The sequence below is a fragment of the Cupriavidus sp. 2TAF22 genome (genome assembly GCF_052115045.1).
Taxonomy (GTDB): domain Bacteria; phylum Pseudomonadota; class Gammaproteobacteria; order Burkholderiales; family Burkholderiaceae; genus Cupriavidus.
The window spans coordinates 38642-58961 of the sequence record NZ_JBFRFX010000005.1 but is presented as its reverse complement, the minus strand read 5'-3'; the positions used below and the strand labels follow the sequence as shown (position 1 = coordinate 58961).

The 20320-nt window shown below is 68.6% G+C and carries 23 protein-coding genes; 1 reads left to right on the top strand and 22 read right to left on the bottom strand.

Features of this window, described 5'->3' with window-relative positions; translation table 11 throughout:
- Position 1: 1 nt before the first annotated feature.
- From rraA to AB4Z48_RS08010, 13 genes are all read right to left on the bottom strand, one after another.
- Complete coding sequence (gene rraA / locus AB4Z48_RS08070; protein WP_441613388.1) at positions 2–499, bottom strand: ribonuclease E activity regulator RraA; 498 nt, start codon at positions 497–499, stop codon at positions 2–4.
- A gap of 101 nt (positions 500–600) precedes the next feature.
- Positions 601–1863 (bottom strand): MFS transporter, encoded by a 1263-nt coding sequence (locus tag AB4Z48_RS08065; RefSeq protein ID WP_441613387.1) that lies wholly within the window; start codon positions 1861–1863, stop codon positions 601–603.
- A gap of 121 nt (positions 1864–1984) precedes the next feature.
- Positions 1985–2818 (bottom strand): LytR/AlgR family response regulator transcription factor, encoded by an 834-nt coding sequence (locus AB4Z48_RS08060; protein ID WP_441613385.1) that lies wholly within the window; start codon positions 2816–2818, stop codon positions 1985–1987.
- A gap of 65 nt (positions 2819–2883) precedes the next feature.
- Positions 2884–4074: a sensor histidine kinase gene (locus AB4Z48_RS08055; RefSeq protein WP_441613384.1), complete on the bottom strand. Its 1191-nt coding sequence runs from the start codon at positions 4072–4074 to the stop codon at positions 2884–2886.
- Between the two features lie 118 nt (positions 4075–4192).
- Complete coding sequence (locus AB4Z48_RS08050) at positions 4193–4618, bottom strand: terminase (RefSeq protein ID WP_441613383.1); 426 nt, start codon at positions 4616–4618, stop codon at positions 4193–4195.
- The gene (locus AB4Z48_RS08045; protein ID WP_441613382.1) at positions 4615–4821 is read right to left on the bottom strand and encodes a LiaI-LiaF-like domain-containing protein; all 207 of its coding nucleotides are present in this window, start codon (positions 4819–4821) and stop codon (positions 4615–4617) included. The genes AB4Z48_RS08050 and AB4Z48_RS08045 overlap by 4 nt, the downstream gene beginning before the upstream one ends.
- 284 nt (positions 4822–5105) lie before the next feature.
- On the bottom strand, positions 5106–6053 hold the full coding sequence (locus AB4Z48_RS08040; RefSeq protein ID WP_441613381.1) for a CysB family HTH-type transcriptional regulator: 948 nt from the start codon (positions 6051–6053) through the stop codon (positions 5106–5108).
- Complete coding sequence (locus AB4Z48_RS08035) at positions 6050–7174, bottom strand: sulfate/molybdate ABC transporter ATP-binding protein (RefSeq protein WP_441613380.1); 1125 nt, start codon at positions 7172–7174, stop codon at positions 6050–6052. Before AB4Z48_RS08035 ends, AB4Z48_RS08040 begins: the two co-directional genes overlap by 4 nt.
- Positions 7171–8109 (bottom strand): sulfate ABC transporter permease subunit CysW, encoded by a 939-nt coding sequence (gene cysW, locus AB4Z48_RS08030; protein ID WP_441613379.1) that lies wholly within the window; start codon positions 8107–8109, stop codon positions 7171–7173. Before cysW ends, AB4Z48_RS08035 begins: the two co-directional genes overlap by 4 nt.
- A 1-nt stretch (position 8110) precedes the next feature.
- Positions 8111–9055 (bottom strand): sulfate ABC transporter permease subunit CysT, encoded by a 945-nt coding sequence (gene cysT, locus AB4Z48_RS08025; protein ID WP_441613378.1) that lies wholly within the window; start codon positions 9053–9055, stop codon positions 8111–8113.
- Positions 9056–9272: 217 nt separating this feature from the next.
- Positions 9273–9959: an RBBP9/YdeN family alpha/beta hydrolase gene (locus tag AB4Z48_RS08020; RefSeq protein WP_441613377.1), complete on the bottom strand. Its 687-nt coding sequence runs from the start codon at positions 9957–9959 to the stop codon at positions 9273–9275.
- Positions 9956–10882: an EAL domain-containing protein gene (locus AB4Z48_RS08015; RefSeq protein ID WP_441613376.1), complete on the bottom strand. Its 927-nt coding sequence runs from the start codon at positions 10880–10882 to the stop codon at positions 9956–9958. Before AB4Z48_RS08015 ends, AB4Z48_RS08020 begins: the two co-directional genes overlap by 4 nt.
- Before the next feature lie 54 nt (positions 10883–10936).
- Positions 10937–11152: a TOBE domain-containing protein gene (locus AB4Z48_RS08010; protein ID WP_006161487.1), complete on the bottom strand. Its 216-nt coding sequence runs from the start codon at positions 11150–11152 to the stop codon at positions 10937–10939.
- Between the two features lie 105 nt (positions 11153–11257).
- Between AB4Z48_RS08010 and AB4Z48_RS08005 the strand changes: the two genes are divergently transcribed.
- Entirely contained in the window at positions 11258–11413 is a 156-nt protein-coding gene (locus AB4Z48_RS08005; protein WP_441613375.1) for a hypothetical protein, read from the top strand.
- Here AB4Z48_RS08005 and AB4Z48_RS08000 read toward each other — a convergent pair.
- The 9 genes from AB4Z48_RS08000 to tam form a co-directional block, all read right to left on the bottom strand.
- Positions 11410–12291, bottom strand: a complete 882-nt coding sequence (locus AB4Z48_RS08000) for an ATP-binding cassette domain-containing protein (protein ID WP_441613374.1) — start codon at positions 12289–12291, stop codon at positions 11410–11412. The genes AB4Z48_RS08005 and AB4Z48_RS08000 overlap by 4 nt on opposite strands.
- 26 nt (positions 12292–12317) lie before the next feature.
- Positions 12318–13127, bottom strand: coding sequence for an aliphatic sulfonate ABC transporter permease SsuC (gene ssuC, locus AB4Z48_RS07995; protein WP_441613373.1), 810 nt, complete (start codon positions 13125–13127; stop codon positions 12318–12320).
- Positions 13128–13138: 11 nt separating this feature from the next.
- Complete coding sequence (gene ssuD, locus AB4Z48_RS07990) at positions 13139–14302, bottom strand: FMNH2-dependent alkanesulfonate monooxygenase (protein WP_441613372.1); 1164 nt, start codon at positions 14300–14302, stop codon at positions 13139–13141.
- A 147-nt stretch (positions 14303–14449) separates the two neighbouring features.
- Positions 14450–15484 (bottom strand): sulfonate ABC transporter substrate-binding protein, encoded by a 1035-nt coding sequence (locus tag AB4Z48_RS07985; protein ID WP_441613371.1) that lies wholly within the window; start codon positions 15482–15484, stop codon positions 14450–14452.
- Between the two features lie 131 nt (positions 15485–15615).
- A complete protein-coding gene (gene ssuE / locus AB4Z48_RS07980; RefSeq protein WP_441613370.1) occupies positions 15616–16257 on the bottom strand; it encodes an NADPH-dependent FMN reductase in 642 nt (213 codons plus the stop codon).
- A gap of 62 nt (positions 16258–16319) precedes the next feature.
- A complete protein-coding gene (locus tag AB4Z48_RS07975) occupies positions 16320–17327 on the bottom strand; it encodes a sulfate ABC transporter substrate-binding protein (RefSeq protein WP_441613369.1) in 1008 nt (335 codons plus the stop codon).
- 686 nt (positions 17328–18013) lie between these two features.
- Positions 18014–18916, bottom strand: coding sequence for a lysophospholipid acyltransferase family protein (locus AB4Z48_RS07970; RefSeq protein WP_441613368.1), 903 nt, complete (start codon positions 18914–18916; stop codon positions 18014–18016).
- A 90-nt stretch (positions 18917–19006) separates the two neighbouring features.
- The gene (locus tag AB4Z48_RS07965) at positions 19007–19387 is read right to left on the bottom strand and encodes a DUF427 domain-containing protein (protein ID WP_441613367.1); all 381 of its coding nucleotides are present in this window, start codon (positions 19385–19387) and stop codon (positions 19007–19009) included.
- Between the two features lie 147 nt (positions 19388–19534).
- Positions 19535–20305: a trans-aconitate 2-methyltransferase gene (gene tam / locus AB4Z48_RS07960; RefSeq protein ID WP_441613366.1), complete on the bottom strand. Its 771-nt coding sequence runs from the start codon at positions 20303–20305 to the stop codon at positions 19535–19537.
- Positions 20306–20320 lie beyond the last annotated feature (15 nt).

Here is a 20320-nt window from a genome sequence, read left to right as displayed (position 1 = left end):
CTCAGCTCCCCAGCTTGGTATCGGCCACCAGCACGCCATCGGCATCGGCGTAGATCCAGTCGCCAGGACGCACCACCGCGCCGGGCATCTGCACCGTGACTTCGCGTTCGCCCACATTGCGCCTCTGGCTTCTCTGCGGATGCAGCGCCAGCGCGCGCACGCCGATATCGCACACATCCAGCTCGGCGCTGTCGCGCACGCAGCCGTTGACGACAATGCCAGCCCAGCCGTTCTTTTCCGCCAGCACGCCGAGGTTGCCGCCCACCAGCGCGCAGCGCAGCGAGCCACCGCCGTCCACCACCAGCACGCGGCCGTTGCCGGGCGACTCCACCGCTTCGCGCACCAGCGAGTTGTCCTCGAACACCTTCAGCGTCGCCGCCGGGCCGGCAAAGGCCGCGCGCTTGCCGAAATGGCGGAACACCGGCGCCAGCACGCGCAGCGTGCCGTCGGCCAGCCGTGCTTCGTTGGCATCGCAGAGGTCGGCGGTGGCAAAGTTCATGGATGACTCCTGAATCATGAGAGGGAAAGAATCCGGTGAAATCCGGTGAGATTCGGCGCCCGCGCATGCACCGCCAGCCACCTGCCGGGGAGCGCCCGCTCTCAGCCGGCGGGCGCGCCCCGCGCCCCGGCCTCGCGGCGCGAGCGGTTGCCGTTGCCGACGGTGACGGCGGTGAAGATCGCCAGCATCTGGAAGGCACCGATCATGAAGAAGACCCAGCTCGGCCAGCGCGCGTCCATCAGCGCGCCGAAGAACAGCGGGCCGCTGGCCAGCCCGATGTCCAGGCCGGAATAGACCACCCCATAGACCCGGCCGGTGGCGCCCGCCGGCGCGGCCGCGCGCACCAGCAGGTCGCGCGAGGGCCCGGCGGTGCCCGCGCCGAAGCCGATCACCCCCATCAGCACCGGCACCATCACGGCCGGCAAGACGCCCAGCCCCACCACGATGGCGACCAAGCCGGACAGCGTGAAGCTCATCGCGATCAGGCGGTCATGGTTGCTGGTGCGYCCGGCGGCGAAGCCGCCCACGATCATGCCCCCGGCGCTGCACAGCATGTAGACCGTGTAGGAAGCCGTGGCCAGCGCCAGCGGCATGCCGTAGAGCTGGGTCAGCGCGGTCGGCGCGAAGCTCTGGATGCCCGAGAACGAAAACGTGGTGACCAGGAAAAAGGCCCAGCAGATCCAGACCTGCGGCAGCCTGAGGAAGGCCAGCATGCCGCCGCCGGCCGCCTTGCCTGCCGGCGCGCCCGCCTTCGCCGCCATGGCGGTGCGGGGATCGAGCACCCGGCGAAACACCAGCAGCACGGCCAGCACGCCGAACGCCACCACCGCCGCGCAGGCCAGCGCCGTGCGCCAGCTGCTCAGTTCGGCCAGCGTGACCAGGAATACCGGGGCCGCGGCCCAGCCGAGGTTGCCGGAGATGCCGTGCACCGAGAACGCATGTCCCAGCCGCGGCTGCGACACATGCTTGTTGAGCAGGGTGAAATCGGCGGGATGGAACACGCCGTTGCCGATGCCGGCCACGCCGGCGCCGAACAGCAGCATGGCGTAGCTGGGGCTGAATGACAGCAGCAAGGCCGCCGAACCCAGCAGCGCCAGGCCGCCGAACAGCACGGGCGAAGCGCCGAAGCGGTCCACCACGAAGCCCGAAGCGGTCTGCACCAAGGCCGAGACGGCAAAGAACACCGTCATCAGCAAACCCAGCTCGGCATAGCTCAGGCCGAACTCGGCCTTGATCCACGGGAACAGCGGTGCCAGCAGCAGGTGGTAGAAATGGGAAACCCCGTGCGCGAGCCCCACCAGGCCGATGACCTGGGCGTCGTGGCGCAGCGGATTACGGACGGGATCGAGAGTGGCGGCGGTCATCGGGCGGCTATCCGTACAGTGCGGTGCATGGGCGCGCCTGCCGCTGCTGCCTGGCATGGGACGCGCGCTGCGAATATCGCATCATAGAGGAAAACCACGCCCGGCTGGCGTGGCCCGAGCGCTACATCTGCTTGAACAGATAGGCGTACTGGCGTGCCACCGGCAGGGTCTCGGCGCGGTTGCGCAGCTTCAGCGCGAGCCGCCCGAGCGACTGGTTCACGGCGCTGGCCACGCAGTCGATGTTCACCACCGTGCCGCGATGGATCTGCCAGAAGCGTTCCGGGTCGAGCTGCTGGGACAGCTCGCGCAGGCTGGTGCGGATCAGCGCCTCGCCGCTGGTAGACACCACGTTGACGTACTTGTCGGTTGCCTCGAGGTAGATCACCTCGTCCACCGGGATGATGCGGATCTCCTGCCCGACCAGCGCCTTGATGAAACGCAGGTAGCCGTGCTGGCCCGCGCCCGCGGCCGGCTGCTGCGGGGCGCCGCCGCCTGGCGGCTCCAGCGTCTCGAGCCGCGCCAGCAGTTGCGCCAGGCGGCCGGTATCGAGCGCCGCGCCACCCTCTTCGCCAGCCTGGGCATGCTCGGCCAGCCGCCCCTTGAGGCGTTGCACGGTGGCCTCCAGCCGCTCCGGCTGCACCGGCTTGAGCACATAGTCGACCGCCTCGCGCTCGAAGGCTTCCAGCGCGAACTGGTCATAGGCGGTGACGAACACCACCAGCGGCGGATGATCGAACTCCATCAGTTCACGCGCCACGTCCATGCCGCTCATGCCCGGCATGCGGATATCGAGGAAGGCCACTTGCGGCGCATGCTGGCGTGCCGCCTCCAGCGCGGACACGCCGTCATGCACCACGGACACGACCTGCGCCTCCGGCCACAGGCTGCTCAGTTCTGCATGCAGGGCGCGCGCAAGCAACGGCTCATCGTCGGCGATCAACAAGGTCGGGGACATGGGAACGGTAGTGGACGGTCGGGACAGTCGGGACGGCAGGGATTGCCGCAGCGCTCAGCGCTGCGTCAGGCTTGCGGGGCGCCATGCGCGGCGGCACTGGCAACCGGGGCGATGCCGATCCCCGCCGGGATCGTGCCCGCCGGTGCCGCCGTACGCGCGATGATGGCGGTCACCGTAGGACGCATGACCGGCAGCGTCAGCCGCACGACCACGCCGCGCGGCGAATTTTCTTCCATCTGCATGCTTGCCGCGGCGCCAAAGATGCGTGCGAGGCGCTCGCGCACATGGGTCAGGCCCAGGCCCGACCCCTTCGTCACGGCATGGCCGAAGCCCACGCCGGTATCGGCGATCACCACCTGCACCGCCGCGTCGCCCAGCGCGCGCGCCGACAACACGATGCTGCCGCCGTGCATGCACGGCTCGATGCCATGGCTGACCGCGTTTTCCACCAGCGGCTGGATCAGCATTGGCGGGATCTCCACTTCAGCCAGTTCCGGCGGCAGGTCGACGCTGTAGCTGAGCCGGGTGCCGAAGCGCAGGCACTGGATATCGAGGTAGCTGCGCAACAGTTCGAACTCCTGGCGCAGTGTGCACTGCTCGGCGCGCGTGTGCGCCAGCGACATCCGCAGGAAGCCGATCAGCCGCTGCAGCAGGCGCCGCGCGGCCTGCTGGTCAGTGGCGATCAGGCAGTCCAGGTTGGCCAGCGAATTGAACAGGAAGTGCGGCTCGATCTGCGCCTGCAGCGCCATCAGCTGCGCGCGCACCAGTTGCTTCTCGGCTTCCTCGCGTTGCAGCGCATCCAGCGCGGCCTGCCGCTCCAGGTGCGCCAGCTTCTCGCGCGACCAGTAGAAGTAGATCATGCTGGCCGAGGCAAGCATGCCCACCACCAGGCACATGCGCAGCATGTCGGTGGCCTCTTCGAAGGACTTCGCCGGCTCGTTCAGCACCACCCGGGTGGCCCAGCTACCCATGATGACCCCGAGCGGCACGGCGATCGCGGCCAGGCAGATGAACGGCCAGCGCGTGGGCCGCTCGTTCCACCAGATCACCACGCGGGCAACATCGATCAACAGCCAGATCGACAAGCCGATGAGGTGGCTGTAGACGAAGTTGTGCCACATCGAGCCGCCGGTGCGGAAGCCATAGTTGAGACTGACGGCAATCACGGTGTTCATGCACAGCACGAACACGAGGTCGCGCCCGAGAATCGTGAGGCGCGAGGGAATGGCGGCGGGACAGCGGCCCAGCGATTTCATAGGGACGGAAGCTCCGTACAGGGCAGATGCGTCTTGAAAGGCAAAAGTGGCAGGCGCGCCATGTGCTGGACACGCGCGGACATCGGGCGGCTGCCTGACGGGCTATTGTAAAGGCCGCTCATCGGCTCGGACGGCCGTCGGCCGGCTCGCATGTGCGCTGGGCCACCTTTGCGGCCCCGCCTTCCCCGGCCGGCCTGCCGTGCAGCGCCGCCCACCATTGCCCCGACAGCACAAAGCGCGGAAATGTGATCCACTGCTCGGCCAGGATGCGCCCGGCGATATCGAGCGGGCCGGCAAACGGCTCCGGTCGCTCGGCCTCGAGCCGGTGGCCCCGGCCCTGCAGCATCATCGATACGCCCATGCAGAGCACGCCCAGCCCCACCGCCGGCACGGACAGCGTCAGCACGCCGTAGACCAGCAGCACATTGCCTGCCATGAATATCGGCACGGCCACGATATGCAGCAGCAGGCTGCGCGGGTCGGTGTGATTGCGGGCGTAGCCGCGCCATTGCCAGGCCAGCAGGCCATCAGGGCGCGGGCTCATGGCCGCGGCCCCCGCTGCGTCGCACGGCGGATCGCCAGTCGGCGCACCAGCAGCACGGCGCCGAGCGCGATCAGGATGAGAGGCCAGCCCTCGCGGGTGATATACGCGGGCAGGACGCCGGCGTTGTGCGCCAGGAACAACCCGCCCAGCGCAATAAGGATGATCGGGGCCAGGAGCCCCCTGCCGCTACGGCCTTGTTTCATGTTGCGCTCTCCTCGCAGCCTTGTCGCTCCGCTCGCCATCGCCGGCACGCCGTCTGATGCGGCGCATCACGCCATGTGACGGCACCGAGGTGATCCGCCACGTACTGGACGAACTTTACGCCTGCCCCGCGCGAGACGGAAGCAGCGTGCGACGAACGGGGAGTGAGCGGCGCGAAACGCGAGGATGCGGTGCCACCGGCACCGCCGCATGGCAGCCCGCCGCCGGAATCCCGGCGGCGAATGTGCCCGGAAGAGCATGCCAGCTTGCGCTGGAACAGCGCAAATCAGGCCTCGACCACCTGCCCGCCGGCCGGCTCGGACAAGGCACTGCTGACGGTGTCGCGCGACAAATGCGGCGCGAACATATTGATGAAGGCATGCGCATAGCCGCGCAGGTAGGCACCGCGGCGCACGGCCACGCTGGTGGTATTGGCCTCGAACAGATGGTCGGCCGAGATCCTGACCAGGCCGGCATCCTTGCGCTCGTCATAGGCCATCGAGGCGATGATGCCCACGCCCAGATCCAGTTCCGCGTAGGTCTTGATCACGTCGGCGTCCATGGCGGTCAGCACGATCTCCGGCTGCAGCCCGGCGGCGGCGAACGCGCCGTCGATCTTGCGGCGGCCGGTAAAGCCCGCGTCGTAGGTGATGATCGGAAAGCCGGCGATGTCTTCCAGCGTCGGCTCGGGCAGGCGGGTCAGCGGGTGCTCCGGCGAGACCACCAGCACGTGTTGCCAGCTATAGGCCTCGAACGAAGTCAGCCCGGCCTCGCTGGCCACGGCCTCGGTGGCGATGCCGATATCCGCCTGCCCGGTCAGCAGCAGTTCCACGATATGCGCCGGCGACGCTTCCTGCAGCGCCAGCGTCACATGCGGATAGGCGCGGCGGAAGCTCTGCACTACCTTGGGCAGCGCGTAGCGTGCCTGGGTATGGGTGGTCGCCACGGTCAGGCGGCCGGTATGCCGCCCGGCGAATTCGTCACCGGCCTGGCGCAGGTTCTCGGCCTCGAGCAGCAGGCGCTCCACGATCCGCACGATCTCGCGGCCGGGCTCGGTGAGGCCCGTGAGGCGCTTGCCATAGCGCTCGAAGATCTCGACGCCAAGCTCCTCTTCGAGCTCGCGGATCTGGCGCGATACGCCGGGCTGCGAAGTGTAGAGCGCGTTGGCGACCTCGGTCAGGTTGAACTGGCGGCGCACCGCCTCGCGGATCGAACGCAGTTGCTGGAAGTTCATTGTGCGGCTCCTGCCGGCGCCGCCTTGGGCTGGGCGCGGGCTGATGAATTGGGTTGGACGAAGACGCGCAACTGACGCGGCCGCACGGCGAGCAGTTCGCCCTCGCGGAAGCCCTGGTGGCGGAAGCGCTCCAGCGGCAACGCCACCTCGATCACCTCCTGGTTGTCCTCGCGCTCGAGTTCGAGCTGGGCCACGGGACCGAGCGTGAGCGCACGGCGCAGCGTAACGGCGATGCCGTCGGCGCCCGGCGCATAGCGTTCGAGATCGAGGTCGTGCGGGCGCACGTAGGCCACCGCATCGCCGGCCGTCTCGTGGCCGTTGCCGACCACCGGCAGTATCGCCTCGCCGGTATGCAGCAGGCCGCCGAGCTCGCCGACCTCGAGCCGGCCGTGGAACAGGTTGACGTTGCCAAGAAAGCCGAACACGAACGGCGTAGCCGGATGGTTGTAGACCGCTTCCGGCGTGCCGGCTTGTTCGACGTGGCCGCGGTTCATCAGCACCACCTGGTCGGCCACTTCCAGCGCCTCTTCCTGGTCGTGCGTGACGAACACGCTGGTGACGTGCAGTTCGTCGTGCAGGCGGCGCAGCCAGCGGCGCAGCTCCTTGCGCACCTTGGCGTCGAGCGCGCCGAACGGTTCGTCGAGCAGCAGCACGCGCGGCTCCACCGCCAGCGCGCGGGCCAGCGCGATACGCTGGCGCTGCCCGCCCGAGAGCTGCGGCGGATAACGGTCGGCCAGCCAGTCGAGTTGCACCAGTTCCAGCAGCGAGCGCACCTTCTCGCGGATCTGCGCCTCGCTCGGGCGCTCCGCGCGCGGCTTCACGCGCAGGCCGAAGGCCACGTTCTCGAACACCGTCATGTGCTTGAACAGCGCATAGTGCTGGAACACGAAGCCCACCTGGCGCTGGCGCACATGCTGGTTGGACGCGTCACGGCCCTCGAGCAGGACCTGGCCCGCGTCCGCGCGCTCCAGCCCCGCGATGATGCGCAGCAGCGTGGTCTTGCCGCAGCCCGACGGCCCCAGCAGCGCCGTCAGCTGGCCTTCATCGAAATCGAGCGAGACGTCGTCGAGCGCGACGAAATTCCCGAAGCGCTTCTGCACATTCCTGACCTGGATGCTCATGATGCCTGTCCTTGCAATTTGCCTGCGCCCGGATTCTCCGGCGCAAAGTTCTCGTCGTCGGCGTGCTCGCGGCGCGCCCGGTGTTCCACCAGCGTCTTGATGCCGAGCGTCACCAGGGCCAGCAGCGTCAGCAGCGAGGCCACCGCGAAGGCCGCCGCGAAGTTGTATTCGTTGTAGAGAATCTCCACGTGCAGCGGCATGGTGTTGGTCAGCCCGCGGATATGGCCCGACACCACCGAGACCGCGCCGAACTCGCCCATGGCCCGCGCATTGCACAGGATCACGCCGTACAGCAGGCCCCAGCGGATATTGGGCAGCGTGATGCGACGGAAGGTCTGCCAGCCGGACGCGCCCAGCACGATGGCGGCTTCCTCTTCCTCGCTGCCCTGTGCCTGCATCAGCGGGATCAGCTCGCGCGCGACGAACGGAAAGGTGACGAAGATGGTGGCCAGCACGATGCCCGGCACGGCGAACATGATCTTGATGTCGTGCGCCTCGAGCCATGGTCCCAGCCAGCCCTGCGCGCCGAACAGCAGCACGTAGACCAGGCCCGAGATCACCGGCGACACCGAGAACGGCAGGTCGATCAGCGTGGTCAGCACGCTCTTGCCACGGAACTCGAACTTGGCGATGGCCCAGGCCGCCGACACGCCGAACACCACGTTGAGCGGCACCGCGATGGCGGCCACCAGCAGTGTGAGCTCGATCGCGGCCACGGCATCGGGCTCGACCAGCGAAGCGAAATATGTCTGCACGCCCTTGCGCAGCGCCTCGTAGAAAACCGAAGCCAGCGGCACGAACAGGAACAGCGCGAGGAACAGGACCGCGACCGCGATCAGCGTGTAGCGCACCCACGGCGCTTCCCCGGTGGCATCCGCGAAGCGCGCCGCGGGAGCGGCGCGGCCACCCAGGCCCTTGGTAACGATACCGGCCATCTCAGCTCTCCTTGTCCTGCGCCACGGCGGCGCGCCCTGCCGTGTGGTGGCGGCGCGTCCATGCCTGCAGCAGGTTGATCAACAGCAGCAGCGCGAAGGAGATCACCAGCATCACCACGGCCATTGCGGTGGCGCCGGCGTAATCGTATTGCTCCAGCTTCGAATAAATCATCAGCGGCGCGATCTCGGAGACCATCGGCATATTGCCGGAGATGAACACCACCGAGCCGTATTCGCCGGTGGCCCGCGCGAACGACAGCGCGAAGCCGGTCAGCAGCGCCGGCAGGATGGTCGGCAGGATCACGCGGGCAAAGGTCTGCAGGCGCGTGGCGCCCAGGCTGGCGGCGGCCTCTTCCAGTTCCTGCTCCGCATCTTCCAGCACCGGCTGCACCGTGCGCACCACGAACGGCAAGCCGATGAAGGTCAGCGCCACCACCACGCCCAGCGGCGTGAAGGCGACCTTGATGCCCATCGGCTCCAGGTAGCGGCCGAGCCAGCCATTGCCGGCGTACAACGCGGTCAGCGCGATGCCGGCCACCGCGGTGGGCAAGGCAAACGGCAGGTCCACCAGCGCATCGATCAGGCGCTTGCCGGGAAAGCGGTAGCGCACCAGCACCCACGCCACCACCAGGCCGAACACGGTATTGATGATGGCGGCGATCAGCGAGGCGCCGAAGCTCAGTTGCAGCGAGGCCACCACGCGCGGCGCGCTCACCGCACCCCAGAACGCTTCCCAGCTCATGGTGAAGGTCTTGAGGAAGGTGGCCGACAGCGGGATCAGGACGACCAGCGTCAGGTAGAACAGCGTGAAGCCCAGCGACAGGCCGAAGCCGGGGAGCACGGTAAAGCGCTGCTGGCTGGCCTTGCCTGACGCGCTTTCGCGTGCCTGGGGGGCATCCGGTCTGGCCGGGGGCGGGTTGTCCGCCAGGGAAATCGAGGGTGGCATATCGTCTCGTCAGTGCCGTCTGTGCCGCACCCGCCACCCACGCACAGAGTCCGGAAGACTGGCGGATACGGCGGCCAGGCATCCGGCTAGCGGAATCGGGGGACTACGGGGAGGGCTCTCTTTATGACGCCGGCGCATAACGCACCGGCCTACGAGACAAATTCTGCAGATACGCCCTTATAAACAGAACGAATCTTTACGCATTTTCTTAGACGTTTTAGATATAAGGGAACGTCGAGGACACTTCCACCTCGGCATCCCACGGCCCGGCACGGTCTCCAGCCAGGCCGGCACTGCCGTCGGCCTCGATGCGCTGGATCAGCGTATCGAGCAGGGCGAGGCCTGCCGGCCACTGATCCAGGCCCGAATCGGCGTTGATGTGCCCTAGCATGCCCGCGTCGTGCAGCTCGCTGCCCCACAGCGTGCCCCAGCTGAATGCCGTGCGCTGCTGCATCCAGGGATCGTTGCGGCTGGCCACGAGGATGGTCGGAAACGGCAGCCGGTGCGCGGGAAGCAATCCGGCCACGCCGAATTTGTCCGGATCGGCCGGCGCCACCAGCAAGGCACCGGCAATGCCCTCGGCATCCAGCGCGGCCTGGCGCAGCGTGGCCAGGCAGCCGAAGCTGTGCGCCACCAGGATGGCGCCGCGCGGCGCCACTCGCTGCGCCCGCATGATGCTCTCCGAGACACGCTCGGCCCACAGCGGCAGGCTCGGGCGCGACCAGTCGTGCTGCTCCACGCGCTGCCAGTCCGGGAAACGCTGCTCCCAGCGGCTCTGCCAGTGACCGGGACCGCTGCCGTGCAGGCCGGGTACCGTGAGGATCTGCAAACCCTTCGGCACTTTCAGCCACACCTCGGCGGCGGCTGGTGCGGCCATGCCCGCCGGCCTCTTCGTCCGCGTCATATCGGCTCCTTGCTGAATTCCAGCGGCGCGCGGCCCGGACCGGAACGCGCCACCCCGCCGCCATCCCGCGCGGCATCGCCGGGCGCCGCCCGGTGGTCCGGTTGCACTTCGTGCAGCCGGCGCGCGCTCACCGCCTCGCCGGTAAACACCCCCTGCCCCAGCACGATCCCGGCCGCCTGCAGCCGCTCGGCGTGCTCGGCGTTCTGCAGGCGGCGCCCGATCAGGGTCACGCCGGCGCTGTCGGCACTGGCCTGCAGGCCGGCGAGCTGGCGGTCCGTCCAGCTGCGGCGCATATCGAGCTTGAGCCAGTTGGGCAGTGCGTGCGCCATCAGCGCGCCCGCCTCTGCCGGATCCGATGCCTGCAGGCTCACCGCGAAGCCGTTGCGCCGGTAATTGCCCACCACATGGAGCAGCAGCGGCAGGTCGTCGTTGGCGCTGGCCGGCACCTGGATCACGAAACGATCGATCGGCAGGCCGAGCGATTGCAGCGCGCGCCGGAATGCCGCGCCGTGATCGTCCGCGACCGCCGCCAGCAGCCGGTTGTGCACGTTGAGCACCAGCTTGCGGTCGCCATCCGCCGCGAAATAGTTGATGGCATGCACCAGGCGCGAGAGGCGATCCAGCGATACCAGCGAGGCATCGTCGGCCGCCATCGCGAACAGCTTCCACGCCGCCAGCCCCACGCCGCCACCAGCATAGGTGCGCAGCGTGCCTTCATGCGCCACCACGTCGCGGCTCGACAGGGTGATGAGCGGCTCGAAGGCACTGGTCAGCGAACAGTTGAAGAACTGGCCCTGCACCTGGCCATGCTCGTCACGCCACAACTGGCGATCGCTGCCGGGTTGCCGCGGCAGTCCGTCCAGGTAATGCGCGAGGGCTGCCAGCCCCGCGCCTGCCCCGCCTGTTTCATGCGCGCTTGCCATGGCGAATTCCTTTGCGGACTCCTCTACGTTGTGCCTGCCGTTCCGGACCATGCATCAAAGCTTGGCCAGCGAAACCTCGGTCGCCTTCACCAGCGCAACCACTTCGCTGCCGATGGTGAGGCCGAGATCCTTGACCGAGCGGGTGGTGATGACCGAGGTGACGATGCCGGCCGGCGTCTCGACGTCGACCTCCGAGACCACCGGGCCTTCGATGATGGCGGCGACCTTGCCGCGGAACTGGTTGCGTACGTTGATGGCTTGAATGCTCATGATAGAAGCTCCCTTGCGTGAGTGAAAATGAAGATTGCGTAAAAGATGGTGAGTGGCGCTCGCGGCGGTTTGCTGCCTTCCGCGCACGCCTGGCACGGGTGTTTGATGCACGCCATGCCCTTTGCCTCGATGCCTGCCTTCGTTATTGCCTTTTGTGCTGCCTTTGTGTTGCCTTCGGTGCTGCCTTTTGTGCTGCCCTTTGCGTTGCCTTCGGTGCTGCCTTTCGTGTTCTTCGCTGCCTTGTCTGCTACATGGCGCTAGATCGCCCAGCGCACCGAGTCGGCGGTCCGCGCCACCGACCAGTCGACGGCGGGGCCGGCTTCGTGCTGGCCCTGCGCCTGCCCGTCATCCTGCGCATCGCCTGCGCGCTGCATCACCCGGCGCAGCACCGCGTCCTCCAGATGCGCGAAGGCCGCCGAGCCGCGCTGGCGCGGCCGCGGCAGCGCCACACGCTGGTCCAGCGCGATGCGCCCGTCCTCGATGAGCACCACGCGGTCGGCCAGCGCCACCGCTTCGGACACATCGTGGGTCACCAGCAGCGCGGTGAAGCCATGGCGCTGCCACAGTCCTTCGATCAGGCCTTGCATCTCGATGCGCGTCAGCGCGTCGAGCGCGCCCAGCGGCTCGTCCAGCAACAGCAGGCGCGGGTGATGGACCAGCGCGCGCGCCAGGGCCACGCGCTGGCGCTGCCCGCCCGACAACCGTGCCGGCCATTCGCCGGCGCGTTCGGCCAGGCCAACCTGCCCCAGCACACGAGCCGCATCGGCACGGCGCGCGCGCGGCAAGCCCAGCGCCACGTTGTCCAGTACCTTCTTCCAGGGCAGCAGGCGCGCGTCCTGGAACATCACCCGCACCGCGTCCTGCTGCGCGCGGCCCGGCGTGTCGCCGAGCCTCACCGCGCCGCCGTCGCTGTCCTCCAGGCCGGCAACCAGCCGCAGCAAGGTGCTCTTGCCGCAGCCGCTGCGGCCAACGATGGCCAGGAACTCGCCCGGCGCGGCGTGCAGGTCGATGCCGTGCAGCACCTCGCGCCCGCCGTAGCGCTTGACTACCTGCTGCACATGCAGCGCCAGGCCCTTGCCAGGCTCGCCGGCAGGTGGCACCTCCGCCAGCGCCGCCTGTTCGATCGGATTGCTTTGCATATCGTGTTCTCCTTGGCCGGTGGCGCTCAGTGCGCCTGGTAGCCGGGATGCCAGCGCAGCCAGAAACGCTCCAGCCCGCGCGACAGCAGGTCCGCCAGCTTGCCCAGCAAGGCGTAGAGCAGGATGCCCACCAGCACCACGTCGGTCTGCAGGAATTCGCGCGCGTTCATCGTCATGTAGCCGATGCCCGATTGCGCGGAGATGGTCTCCGCCACGATCAGGATCACCCACATCAGGCCGAGCGAGAAACGCACGCCCACCAGGATGTTGGGCAAGGCGCCCGGCAGGATCACCTCGCGGTACAGCCGCCAGCCCGACAATCCATAGCTGCGCGCCATCTCGATCAGCCCCGGGTCCACCGCGCGGATGCCGTGGTAGGTGTTGAGGTAGATCGGGAAGAACACACCCAGCGAGACCAGGAACAGCTTGGCGGTCTCGTCGATGCCGAACCACAGGATCACCAGCGGAATCAGCGCCAGCGTCGGAATGTTGCGCACCATCTGCAAGGTGCTGTCGAGCAGCGTCGCGGCCGGGCGGAAGGTGCCCGTGAGCAGGCCCAGCGCCAGCCCGAAGCCGCCGCCGATGGCAAAGCCGAGCACGGCGCGCCAGCTGCTGACCCACACATGGCGCCACAGCTCGCCCGTCACCGCCAGGCCCCACGCGGCCTTCAGCACGTCGAGCGGCGCCGGCAGGATGCGGCTCGACAGCCAGCCGCCCTGCGAGGCGATCTGCCATGCCAGCACCAGCAGCACCGGCACCACCCAGGGCGCGGCCGAGCCGGCGGCCTGGTTCAGCCACGCGGCGCGGCGCGGCGGGAGAGTCAAGGGAGCGGTCATGGCATGCCCCCTCAGCTCTGCGACGCACGCGGCACGATGCCGGTCGCCATCACTTCGCCGAACGGGCCGGACAACACCTTGCCCGGCAGCTTGTCGCGCACCGAGCGCGGCAGCAGCGGGAAGACCAGTTCGGCGAAGCGGTACGCCTCTTCCAGGTGCGGGTAGCCGGACAGCACGAAGGTGTCGATGCCCAGCTCGGCGTACTCCTGCATGCGCGCCGCCACGGTCTGCGGGTCGCCCACCAGCGCCGTGCCGGCGCCGCCGCGCACCAGTCCCACGCCAGCCCACAGGTTGGGGCTGATCTCCAGTTCCGCGCGCGAGCGCTTGCCGCCGCCGGCATGCAGCGCGGCCATGCGGCGCTGCCCTTCCGAATCCATCCGGGCGAAGTCCGCCTGCGCGCGCGCCACGGTGTCGTCGTCGAGGTGGCTGATCAGTTCGTCGGCCGCGGCCCAGGCCGCGGCGTCGGTCTCGCGCACGATCACGTGCAGGCGGATGCCGAACTTCACGGTGCGTCCGTGGCGCGCCGCGCGCTCGCGCACGTCGGCCAGCTTCTGCGCCACGTCCTGTGGCGGTTCGCCCCAGGTCAGGTAGGTGTCTACCTGCTCGCCGGCGAGCTCGTGCGCCGCGGCCGACGAGCCGCCGAAGTACACCGGCGGATGCGGCCGCTGCAGCGGCGGATACAGAACCTTGGCCCCCTTGACCTTGAGGTGCTTGCCCTCGAAATCCAGCTCGGCGCTTTCATGGCTGGCGGCCAGCACCTCGCGCCAGATGCGGATGAACTCGGCCGAGGCTTCATAACGTTCGGCATGATCGAGGAACAGGCCATCGCCTTCCAGTTCCGACGCATTGCCGCCGGTCACCAGATTCACCAGCAGCCGTCCGCCGGACAGGCGGTCGAACGTGGCCGCCATGCGCGCGGCCAGCGTCGGTGCCATCAGGCCGGGACGCACCGCCACCAGGAAGCGCAGCCTGCGCGTGACCGCGGCCAGCATGGCAGCCGCCACCCACGGGTCCTCGCACGAGCGGCCGGTAGGAATCAGCACGCCCTCGTAGCCGAGGTTGTCGGCAGCGGTGGCGATCTGCTTCAGGTAGTCGAAATTGACCTCGCGCGCCCCTTCCGAGGTTCCGAGATAGCGGCTGTCGCCGTGCGTGGGGATAAACCAGAAAACCTGCATGTCTTCACCTCTTGTGCTTGTCGTGCTTGTCGTGCTTGTCGCGCTTGTCGTGTCGCTTCTTGTCGCTTCCCGGCGGTGCTTCGCGACCAGCCGTTCGCAGCGACCGCCTCGCGGAGTCGCGTGTGCGGGCGGCGGCCGCGTTCGCGCTCAGTGCTGAGCCTGCCAGGCAGCGTCCGCTACCTTGACCGGCCTGGGAATCAGCTTGAGCGTGTAGAACACGTCGGCAATGCGCTGCTGCTCGCCCAGCACCGCCGGCGTCACGGCGCGGGCGCCGTACGAGAAGCGGGACACCGCAAGCGCCACCACGGCCGGGTCCAGACCGAGCTGCGGACCCAGCACGGCCACCGCCTCCTTCTGGTTCTTCTCGGCCCAGGCGCCCAGCGCGGCCAGTTCATCGAGGACGAGCTTGACCACGTCAGGCCTGCTTTGCGCGTACTGGCGCGACGCCAGGTAGAACTGGTGGTTGCTGACCACATCCTTGCCGTCGGCACCGCGGCCATCGGCCAGCACGCGCGCGTCGAGCTGCTTCTCGGCGGCAGCCAGGAACGGGTCCCAGATCACCCACGCATCGACCGCGCCGCGCTCGAAGGCCGCGCGCGCGTCGGCCGGGGCCAGGTAGACGGGCTGGATCTCGCTGTATTGCACCCCTGCCTTCTCCAGCAGGCGCACCAGCAGGTAGTGCACGTTCGAGCCCTTGTTCAGCGCCACGCGCTTGCCGCGCAGGTCGGCCACCGACTTGAGCGCGGAGCCCTTCGGCACCACGATGGCCTCGGCCGTCGGCGCCGGCGGCTCGTTGCCGATATAGGCCAGTTGCGCGCCGGCCGCCTGCGCGAAGATCGGCGGGGCTTCGCCCACGGTGCCGAAATCGATCGCGCCCACGTTCAGGCCTTCGAGCAGCTGCGGCCCGGCCGGGAACTCGGTCCACTTGACCGTGATGCCCTGCGGCGCGAGGCGCTTCTCCAGCGTGCCGCGCGCCTTGAGCAGGGTCAGCGTGCCGTACTTTTGGTAGCCGATGCGCAACACCTTGCTGGCGTTGTCCTGCGCCTGCGCACGGCCGGGCAGCAGCGCGTAGGCAAGCCCGGTGGCGGCGACCAGCGCGGCCAGCAGCAGGCGGCGCTTGAGCGCGGTGCCGGCAGCCGGCGTCTGGTGTTTATCGGAAAGCGTGGAGACTGGTGCGGTCATGTCGATCTTCCTGAGTGACGTTGTGTTCTGGCGTGGCGGACGTGTGCCCGCCTGCCGGCCCGTCGGCGGGCGGCATCGCGATCACGAAGCGGGCAAGTGTGCGGGGCGGCGGCGGCGCCGCCCGCTTCAACTCAGGCGGAACATCGCTCGGCCAGTGCGGGGCGCGGGGCCGGGCGCGAGAATGCCGCTGGCGCGACGGCAGCCGCGGCAGCACCGGGCAACAGGTCCAGCGGCACTTCGATGCGTGCATGGGCCAGCGCCTCGCGCAGGCGCAGCACGCCCTCGGCCAGGCGCGCCTCCAGGGCGGGATCGAGGCTCAGGCCGTGCGTCTCGGAGAAAACGATCTGCTGGTCCACGGCGAAGATGCCGGGCAGGATATGGCGCGCTCCAAGCGCGGACAGCACCGGGCGCAGCGCGTAGTCGATGGCCAGCGTATGGGCCAGGCTGCCGCCGGTGGCAATCGGCAGCACCACCTTGTCGCGCAGCCCGGATTGCGGCAGCAGGTCCAGGAAGGTCTTGAGCAAGCCACTGTAGGCAGCCTTGTAGACCGGCGTGGCGAGAATCACCACCTGGGCGTCCGCCACCGCGCGGGTAGCCGCGGCAATGTCGGGATCGTCCACCCTGGCCGCCAGCAGCGCGGCGGGCGGAAGCTCCCGCAGGGCCAGGTGGCTGGTGCGCTCGCCAGCGGCTTCGAGCACGCCGCGCAGATGCGTCAGCAGGCGTGCGGAACGCGACGGGGCGGACGGGCTGCCGGACAGGGTCAGGATGGACATCGGGCTTCCTTCTTGGCTGGTTGGCGCGGCGGACGCGGCTCGCGCCACGCCCGCGCCGCTGTTTATTTCTTGCCGGGCTGGTAGACCTGGTCGAACGAGCCACCGTCGGCGAAGTGCGCCTTCTGCGCCTTCTGCCAGCCGCCGAACGCTTCGTCGATGGTGAACAGCTTGACCTTGGGGAAGTTGGCCGCGTACTTCGCCGCAACCTTCTCGGAGATCGGGCGATAGTAGTTCTTGGCCGCGATTTCCTGGCCTTCGTCGGTGTACAGGAACTGCAGGTAAGCCTCGGCCACCTTGCGCGTGCCCTTCTTGTCCACCACCTTGTCGACCACCGCGACCGGCGGCTCGGCCAGGATCGAGACGGAGGGAGCGACGATGTCGAACTTGTCCGGCCCCAGTTCCTTGATGGCCAGGATCGCCTCGTTCTCCCACGCGATCAGCACGTCGCCCAGGCCGCGCTCGACGAAGGTCGTGGTGGCGCCGCGCGCGCCGGAATCGAGCACCGGCACGTTCTTGAGCAGCGCGCCCACGAATTCCTTCGCCTTCTGTTCATTGCCGCCCGGCTGGCGCAGCGCGTAGCCCCATGCGGCCAGGTAGTTCCAGCGCGCGCCGCCCGAGGTCTTCGGGTTGGGCGTGATCACCTGCACGCCGGGCTTGACCAGGTCGTTCCAGTCCTTGATGCCCTTGGGGTTGCCCTTGCGCACCAGGAACACGATGGTGGAGGTATAGGGCGAGGCATTGTGCGGCAGGCGTTTTTGCCAGTCCGGCTTGAGCAGGCCCTTCTCGGCGATGGCGTCGATGTCATAGCCCAGCGCCAGCGTCACCACGTCGGCATCCAGGCCGTCGATCACGGAGCGCGCCTGCTTGCCCGAGCCGCCATGCGACTGGCGGATGGTCAGCGCATCGCCACCCTTGGCCTTCCAGGCCTTGGCGAAGGCGGCATTGACGTCCACGTACAGTTCCCGCGTGGGGTCGTACGAGACATTGAGCAGATTGGTGTTGGCCCAGGCGGTCTGGGTGGAACCGATCACGGCGAGTGCCGCGAATCCGATGGCCAGCTTGCGAATCATGTGTCTTGCTCCCGTCATCTGTCGTGAAATGGCGCGCTTGCGCCTCGTTTCATGGCCCTCCTTGTGTGGGAAGGCTTGTGTCAGGGAAGAAGACTACCGACCGGTCTATCTGAAAGGAACGAATGGTTTCGCCGATCCTTGCACGTTTTCCGCATAAGATTTGGCGGAAATATGGACATGCACGGCAGGCCATGCGCGCGCTGCGATGAGCCGGGGTTGAGCGTGACGCGATGCGTGCCGCTGTCGCGCATTTCACCGAACACGGCCAGCAAGCCGCGCCGCACGGAGCGATAACCGAGGGAAACTTGCCGCCGCACGACTGGACATCGCAACAGTCCTGCGCGACATCCTGTGGCGCGCGAACGGAATCCGGGGAACCGGCGGGCCAGGCACCGGCACCACCGGAACATCCGCGGCCGGGCCCTGGATCCTTGGGCAACGCCTTCTGTCTGCGCGTCGGCGCACAGAAAAAAGCCCGCCCCACTTGCGTGGCGCGGGCCAAGTTTCCGTATTTGGAAACGGGTAGACAAGTCATGAAGAGCGCCCCCGCATCTCCATGACAGAAACCATCTTAGCGGGCCCGCATGCCGCGGCACTTGACCCATGTCAAACGCGCGACAGGAGCAGAAAATTCTGTCGTGACGGCGCCCCCGGTGCGACCGCCGCGATGGCAGCGGCGACAGCCCCTACAGCGCCTCTGGCACGCCCGGCTCGGCCTCGAGCGGCGCGGGCGGCGCACCGGGCGGTGCCTTGTAGCGGTTGTAGCTCCACAGGTATTGCTGCGGGAAGCGCCGGATCAATGCTTCCATCGCCGCATTCAGCAAGGCCGCCTGCGCCGGCGCATCGGGCGGCAGCGGTTCGGGCAGCCGCACATAGTGCATGCGCCAGCCGCGCCCGTTCGGCAGCCGCTCACCCGCCGCAAGAACGATCGGCACGCCGGTCTGCGCGGCCAGCTTGCCCGGCAGCGTCATGGTATAGGCCATGCGGCCGAAGAACGGCACCCACACCCCGTCGCCGAAGCTCGGCGCCTGGTCCGGCAGCAGCCCGACCGCATTGCCCTGGCGCAGCGCCCGCACGAAGGCGCGCACGCCCTGCGAGGTCGCCGGCACCACCTGCAGGCCCGACATGCCGCGCGCCGCGTCGAGCAGCGGCGCGAGGATGTCCTTGCGCGGCGGGCGGAACATGACGGTGAGGGGCAGCCGCTGCGCGGTATAGCGCGCGGTAATCTCGAAGCAGCCCAGGTGCGGTGTCAGGAAGAAAATGCCACGGCCGTCATCGATGGCGCCCTGCACCACGTGCCAGTCGTCCGTGACCACCTGCGCCACGCTTTGCCGGGTGCGAAACCAGACCCGCGGCAACTCCATGATCATGGCGCCCGATTCGCCGGCGGCGCGGCGCGCAAATGCGGCATCCGGGTAGCCCGCGATCGCGGCGTTGGCGCGCAGGCGCTCGCGGTACTGGCCCGGGACGGCGTAGGCAAGCCGCCCCAGCACGCGGCCGGTGCCTTGCAGCAGCGGCAGCGGCAATGCGGCAATCAGCCGGAACAAGACGGGCAGCGCACCTGCCCCATGCCGAAAATGGTCATCCATCTTTGTATCAGTTCATCGGTGCGTGGCCTGGCGCCACGCGCATTCATGCTTTGCTGCGTTGGTTCGGTTCGGGAAAACGTGCCGCGCCGCTCAGGGCGCCACGATTTCGATGCTGTCGACCCGCGCCGGATCGAACGCCATGTAGCCCGCGATCTGCGCCATGGCCGCGTAGGGGTGCTCGTAAGTCCACACAGCATTGATGCCGCGCTGGCCGGCCGCGGGAATGCTGTAGTAGCTGCATTCGCCCTTGTACGGGCAGTACGTGGCATGGTCGCTGCGCTGCAGGCGGGACAGGTCGACATCCGTGCGCGACACGTACTGCACCGCGGCGTAGGCGGCCTCGCGCAGCGTCAGCGCCGCGAGCGTATCGGCCACCACCACGCCGCCGGCCTTGACGACGACGCGCCGGGGATTTGGCTCGATCGTGATCGGGTGATCGGGGCCGGGAATCTTGATTGGCTTGGTGTTCATCCTGGCGGTCTCCGGTGTGTGGCTGGCGCAATGCCCGCAATGTTACTTCGATGCCGGAAACGGCGCAGGCCGAGGGCGCCCGGCCAGCCTCCCGGACCACGCCAGGAAACATATTCGCCACTTTTGCGGCGAGCCGGGCGCCTTGCCTCAGCGCGTCGCCACGATGAAGAAGCGCGGGAACGGCAGCAGCACGGAGCCGTCGGCCAGCGCCGGATAGGCGCGCGCCACCTCGGCCGTGTAGCGCTCGAGATAGGCGCCGCGCTCGGCCTCGTCGAGCGGGTCGATGAACGGGCGCAGCCCGGTGCCCTTGAACCATTCCACAATGGCCGCCGGGCCGCCTTCCAGCGCGTGGTGGTAAGTGGTCTGCCACACGTCGACCGTGCTGCAGTGTGCGCGCAGCAAGGCGTAGTACCAGGCCGGACGAGCCAGCGTCGTGCGTGCCTGCGCGGCGGCGGCGAGCTTGCCAGCCCACGGGCCGTCCGCGGCGACCTCGCGCATCAGCCGGTGGGCGGGGGTGTCTAGGGTATCGGGCACCTGGATCGCCAGGCTGCCGCCGGGCGCGAGCTTGGCGGCCAGCGCGGGCAGCAGGCGGTCGTGCTCGGGCAGCCACTGCAGCACGGCGTTGGCGAGGATCAGGTCGTACGGGCCCGGGTTATCCCAGGACTCGATGCCGGCGACTTCGAACTCCAGGTCCGGCAGGCGCTTGCGCGCGGCCTCGATCATGTCGGGCGAGCTGTCGAGGCCGGCCACGCTGGCGCCCGGGAAGCAGGCTGCCAGGACCTCGGTCGAATTGCCGGGGCCGCAGCCGATGTCCACCGCGCGGCGCGGCTCGCGCCCCGGCACGGCGGCCAGCAGGTCGCGTACCGGGCGGGTGCGTTCATTCTCGAATTTCACGTATTGCTTGGCTGACCAGGTCATTGCTGCTCCTTTGCA

Excerpts from the sequence above, each read along its gene's own strand:
- rraA (WP_441613388.1), bottom strand. The coding sequence starts at position 499 with ATGAACTTTGCCACCGCCGACCTCTGCGATGCCAACGAAGCACGGCTG.
- AB4Z48_RS08060 (WP_441613385.1), bottom strand. The coding sequence starts at position 2,818 with ATGTCCCCGACCTTGTTGATCGCCGACGATGAGCCGTTGCTTGCGCGC.
- AB4Z48_RS08055 (WP_441613384.1), bottom strand. The coding sequence starts at position 4,074 with ATGAAATCGCTGGGCCGCTGTCCCGCCGCCATTCCCTCGCGCCTCACG.
- AB4Z48_RS08050 (WP_441613383.1), bottom strand. The coding sequence starts at position 4,618 with ATGAGCCCGCGCCCTGATGGCCTGCTGGCCTGGCAATGGCGCGGCTAC.
- AB4Z48_RS08045 (WP_441613382.1), bottom strand. The coding sequence starts at position 4,821 with ATGAAACAAGGCCGTAGCGGCAGGGGGCTCCTGGCCCCGATCATCCTT.
- AB4Z48_RS08040 (WP_441613381.1), bottom strand. The coding sequence starts at position 6,053 with ATGAACTTCCAGCAACTGCGTTCGATCCGCGAGGCGGTGCGCCGCCAG.
- AB4Z48_RS08035 (WP_441613380.1), bottom strand. The coding sequence starts at position 7,174 with ATGAGCATCCAGGTCAGGAATGTGCAGAAGCGCTTCGGGAATTTCGTC.
- cysW (WP_441613379.1), bottom strand. The coding sequence starts at position 8,109 with ATGGCCGGTATCGTTACCAAGGGCCTGGGTGGCCGCGCCGCTCCCGCG.
- cysT (WP_441613378.1), bottom strand. The coding sequence starts at position 9,055 with ATGCCACCCTCGATTTCCCTGGCGGACAACCCGCCCCCGGCCAGACCG.
- AB4Z48_RS08020 (WP_441613377.1), bottom strand. The coding sequence starts at position 9,959 with ATGACGCGGACGAAGAGGCCGGCGGGCATGGCCGCACCAGCCGCCGCC.
- AB4Z48_RS08015 (WP_441613376.1), bottom strand. The coding sequence starts at position 10,882 with ATGGCAAGCGCGCATGAAACAGGCGGGGCAGGCGCGGGGCTGGCAGCC.
- AB4Z48_RS08010 (WP_006161487.1), bottom strand. The coding sequence starts at position 11,152 with ATGAGCATTCAAGCCATCAACGTACGCAACCAGTTCCGCGGCAAGGTC.
- AB4Z48_RS08005 (WP_441613375.1), top strand. The coding sequence starts at position 11,258 with ATGCACGCCATGCCCTTTGCCTCGATGCCTGCCTTCGTTATTGCCTTT.
- AB4Z48_RS08000 (WP_441613374.1), bottom strand. The coding sequence starts at position 12,291 with ATGCAAAGCAATCCGATCGAACAGGCGGCGCTGGCGGAGGTGCCACCT.
- ssuC (WP_441613373.1), bottom strand. The coding sequence starts at position 13,127 with ATGACCGCTCCCTTGACTCTCCCGCCGCGCCGCGCCGCGTGGCTGAAC.
- ssuD (WP_441613372.1), bottom strand. The coding sequence starts at position 14,302 with ATGCAGGTTTTCTGGTTTATCCCCACGCACGGCGACAGCCGCTATCTC.
- AB4Z48_RS07985 (WP_441613371.1), bottom strand. The coding sequence starts at position 15,484 with ATGACCGCACCAGTCTCCACGCTTTCCGATAAACACCAGACGCCGGCT.
- ssuE (WP_441613370.1), bottom strand. The coding sequence starts at position 16,257 with ATGTCCATCCTGACCCTGTCCGGCAGCCCGTCCGCCCCGTCGCGTTCC.
- AB4Z48_RS07975 (WP_441613369.1), bottom strand. The coding sequence starts at position 17,327 with ATGATTCGCAAGCTGGCCATCGGATTCGCGGCACTCGCCGTGATCGGT.
- AB4Z48_RS07970 (WP_441613368.1), bottom strand. The coding sequence starts at position 18,916 with ATGGATGACCATTTTCGGCATGGGGCAGGTGCGCTGCCCGTCTTGTTC.
- AB4Z48_RS07965 (WP_441613367.1), bottom strand. The coding sequence starts at position 19,387 with ATGAACACCAAGCCAATCAAGATTCCCGGCCCCGATCACCCGATCACG.
- tam (WP_441613366.1), bottom strand. The coding sequence starts at position 20,305 with ATGACCTGGTCAGCCAAGCAATACGTGAAATTCGAGAATGAACGCACC.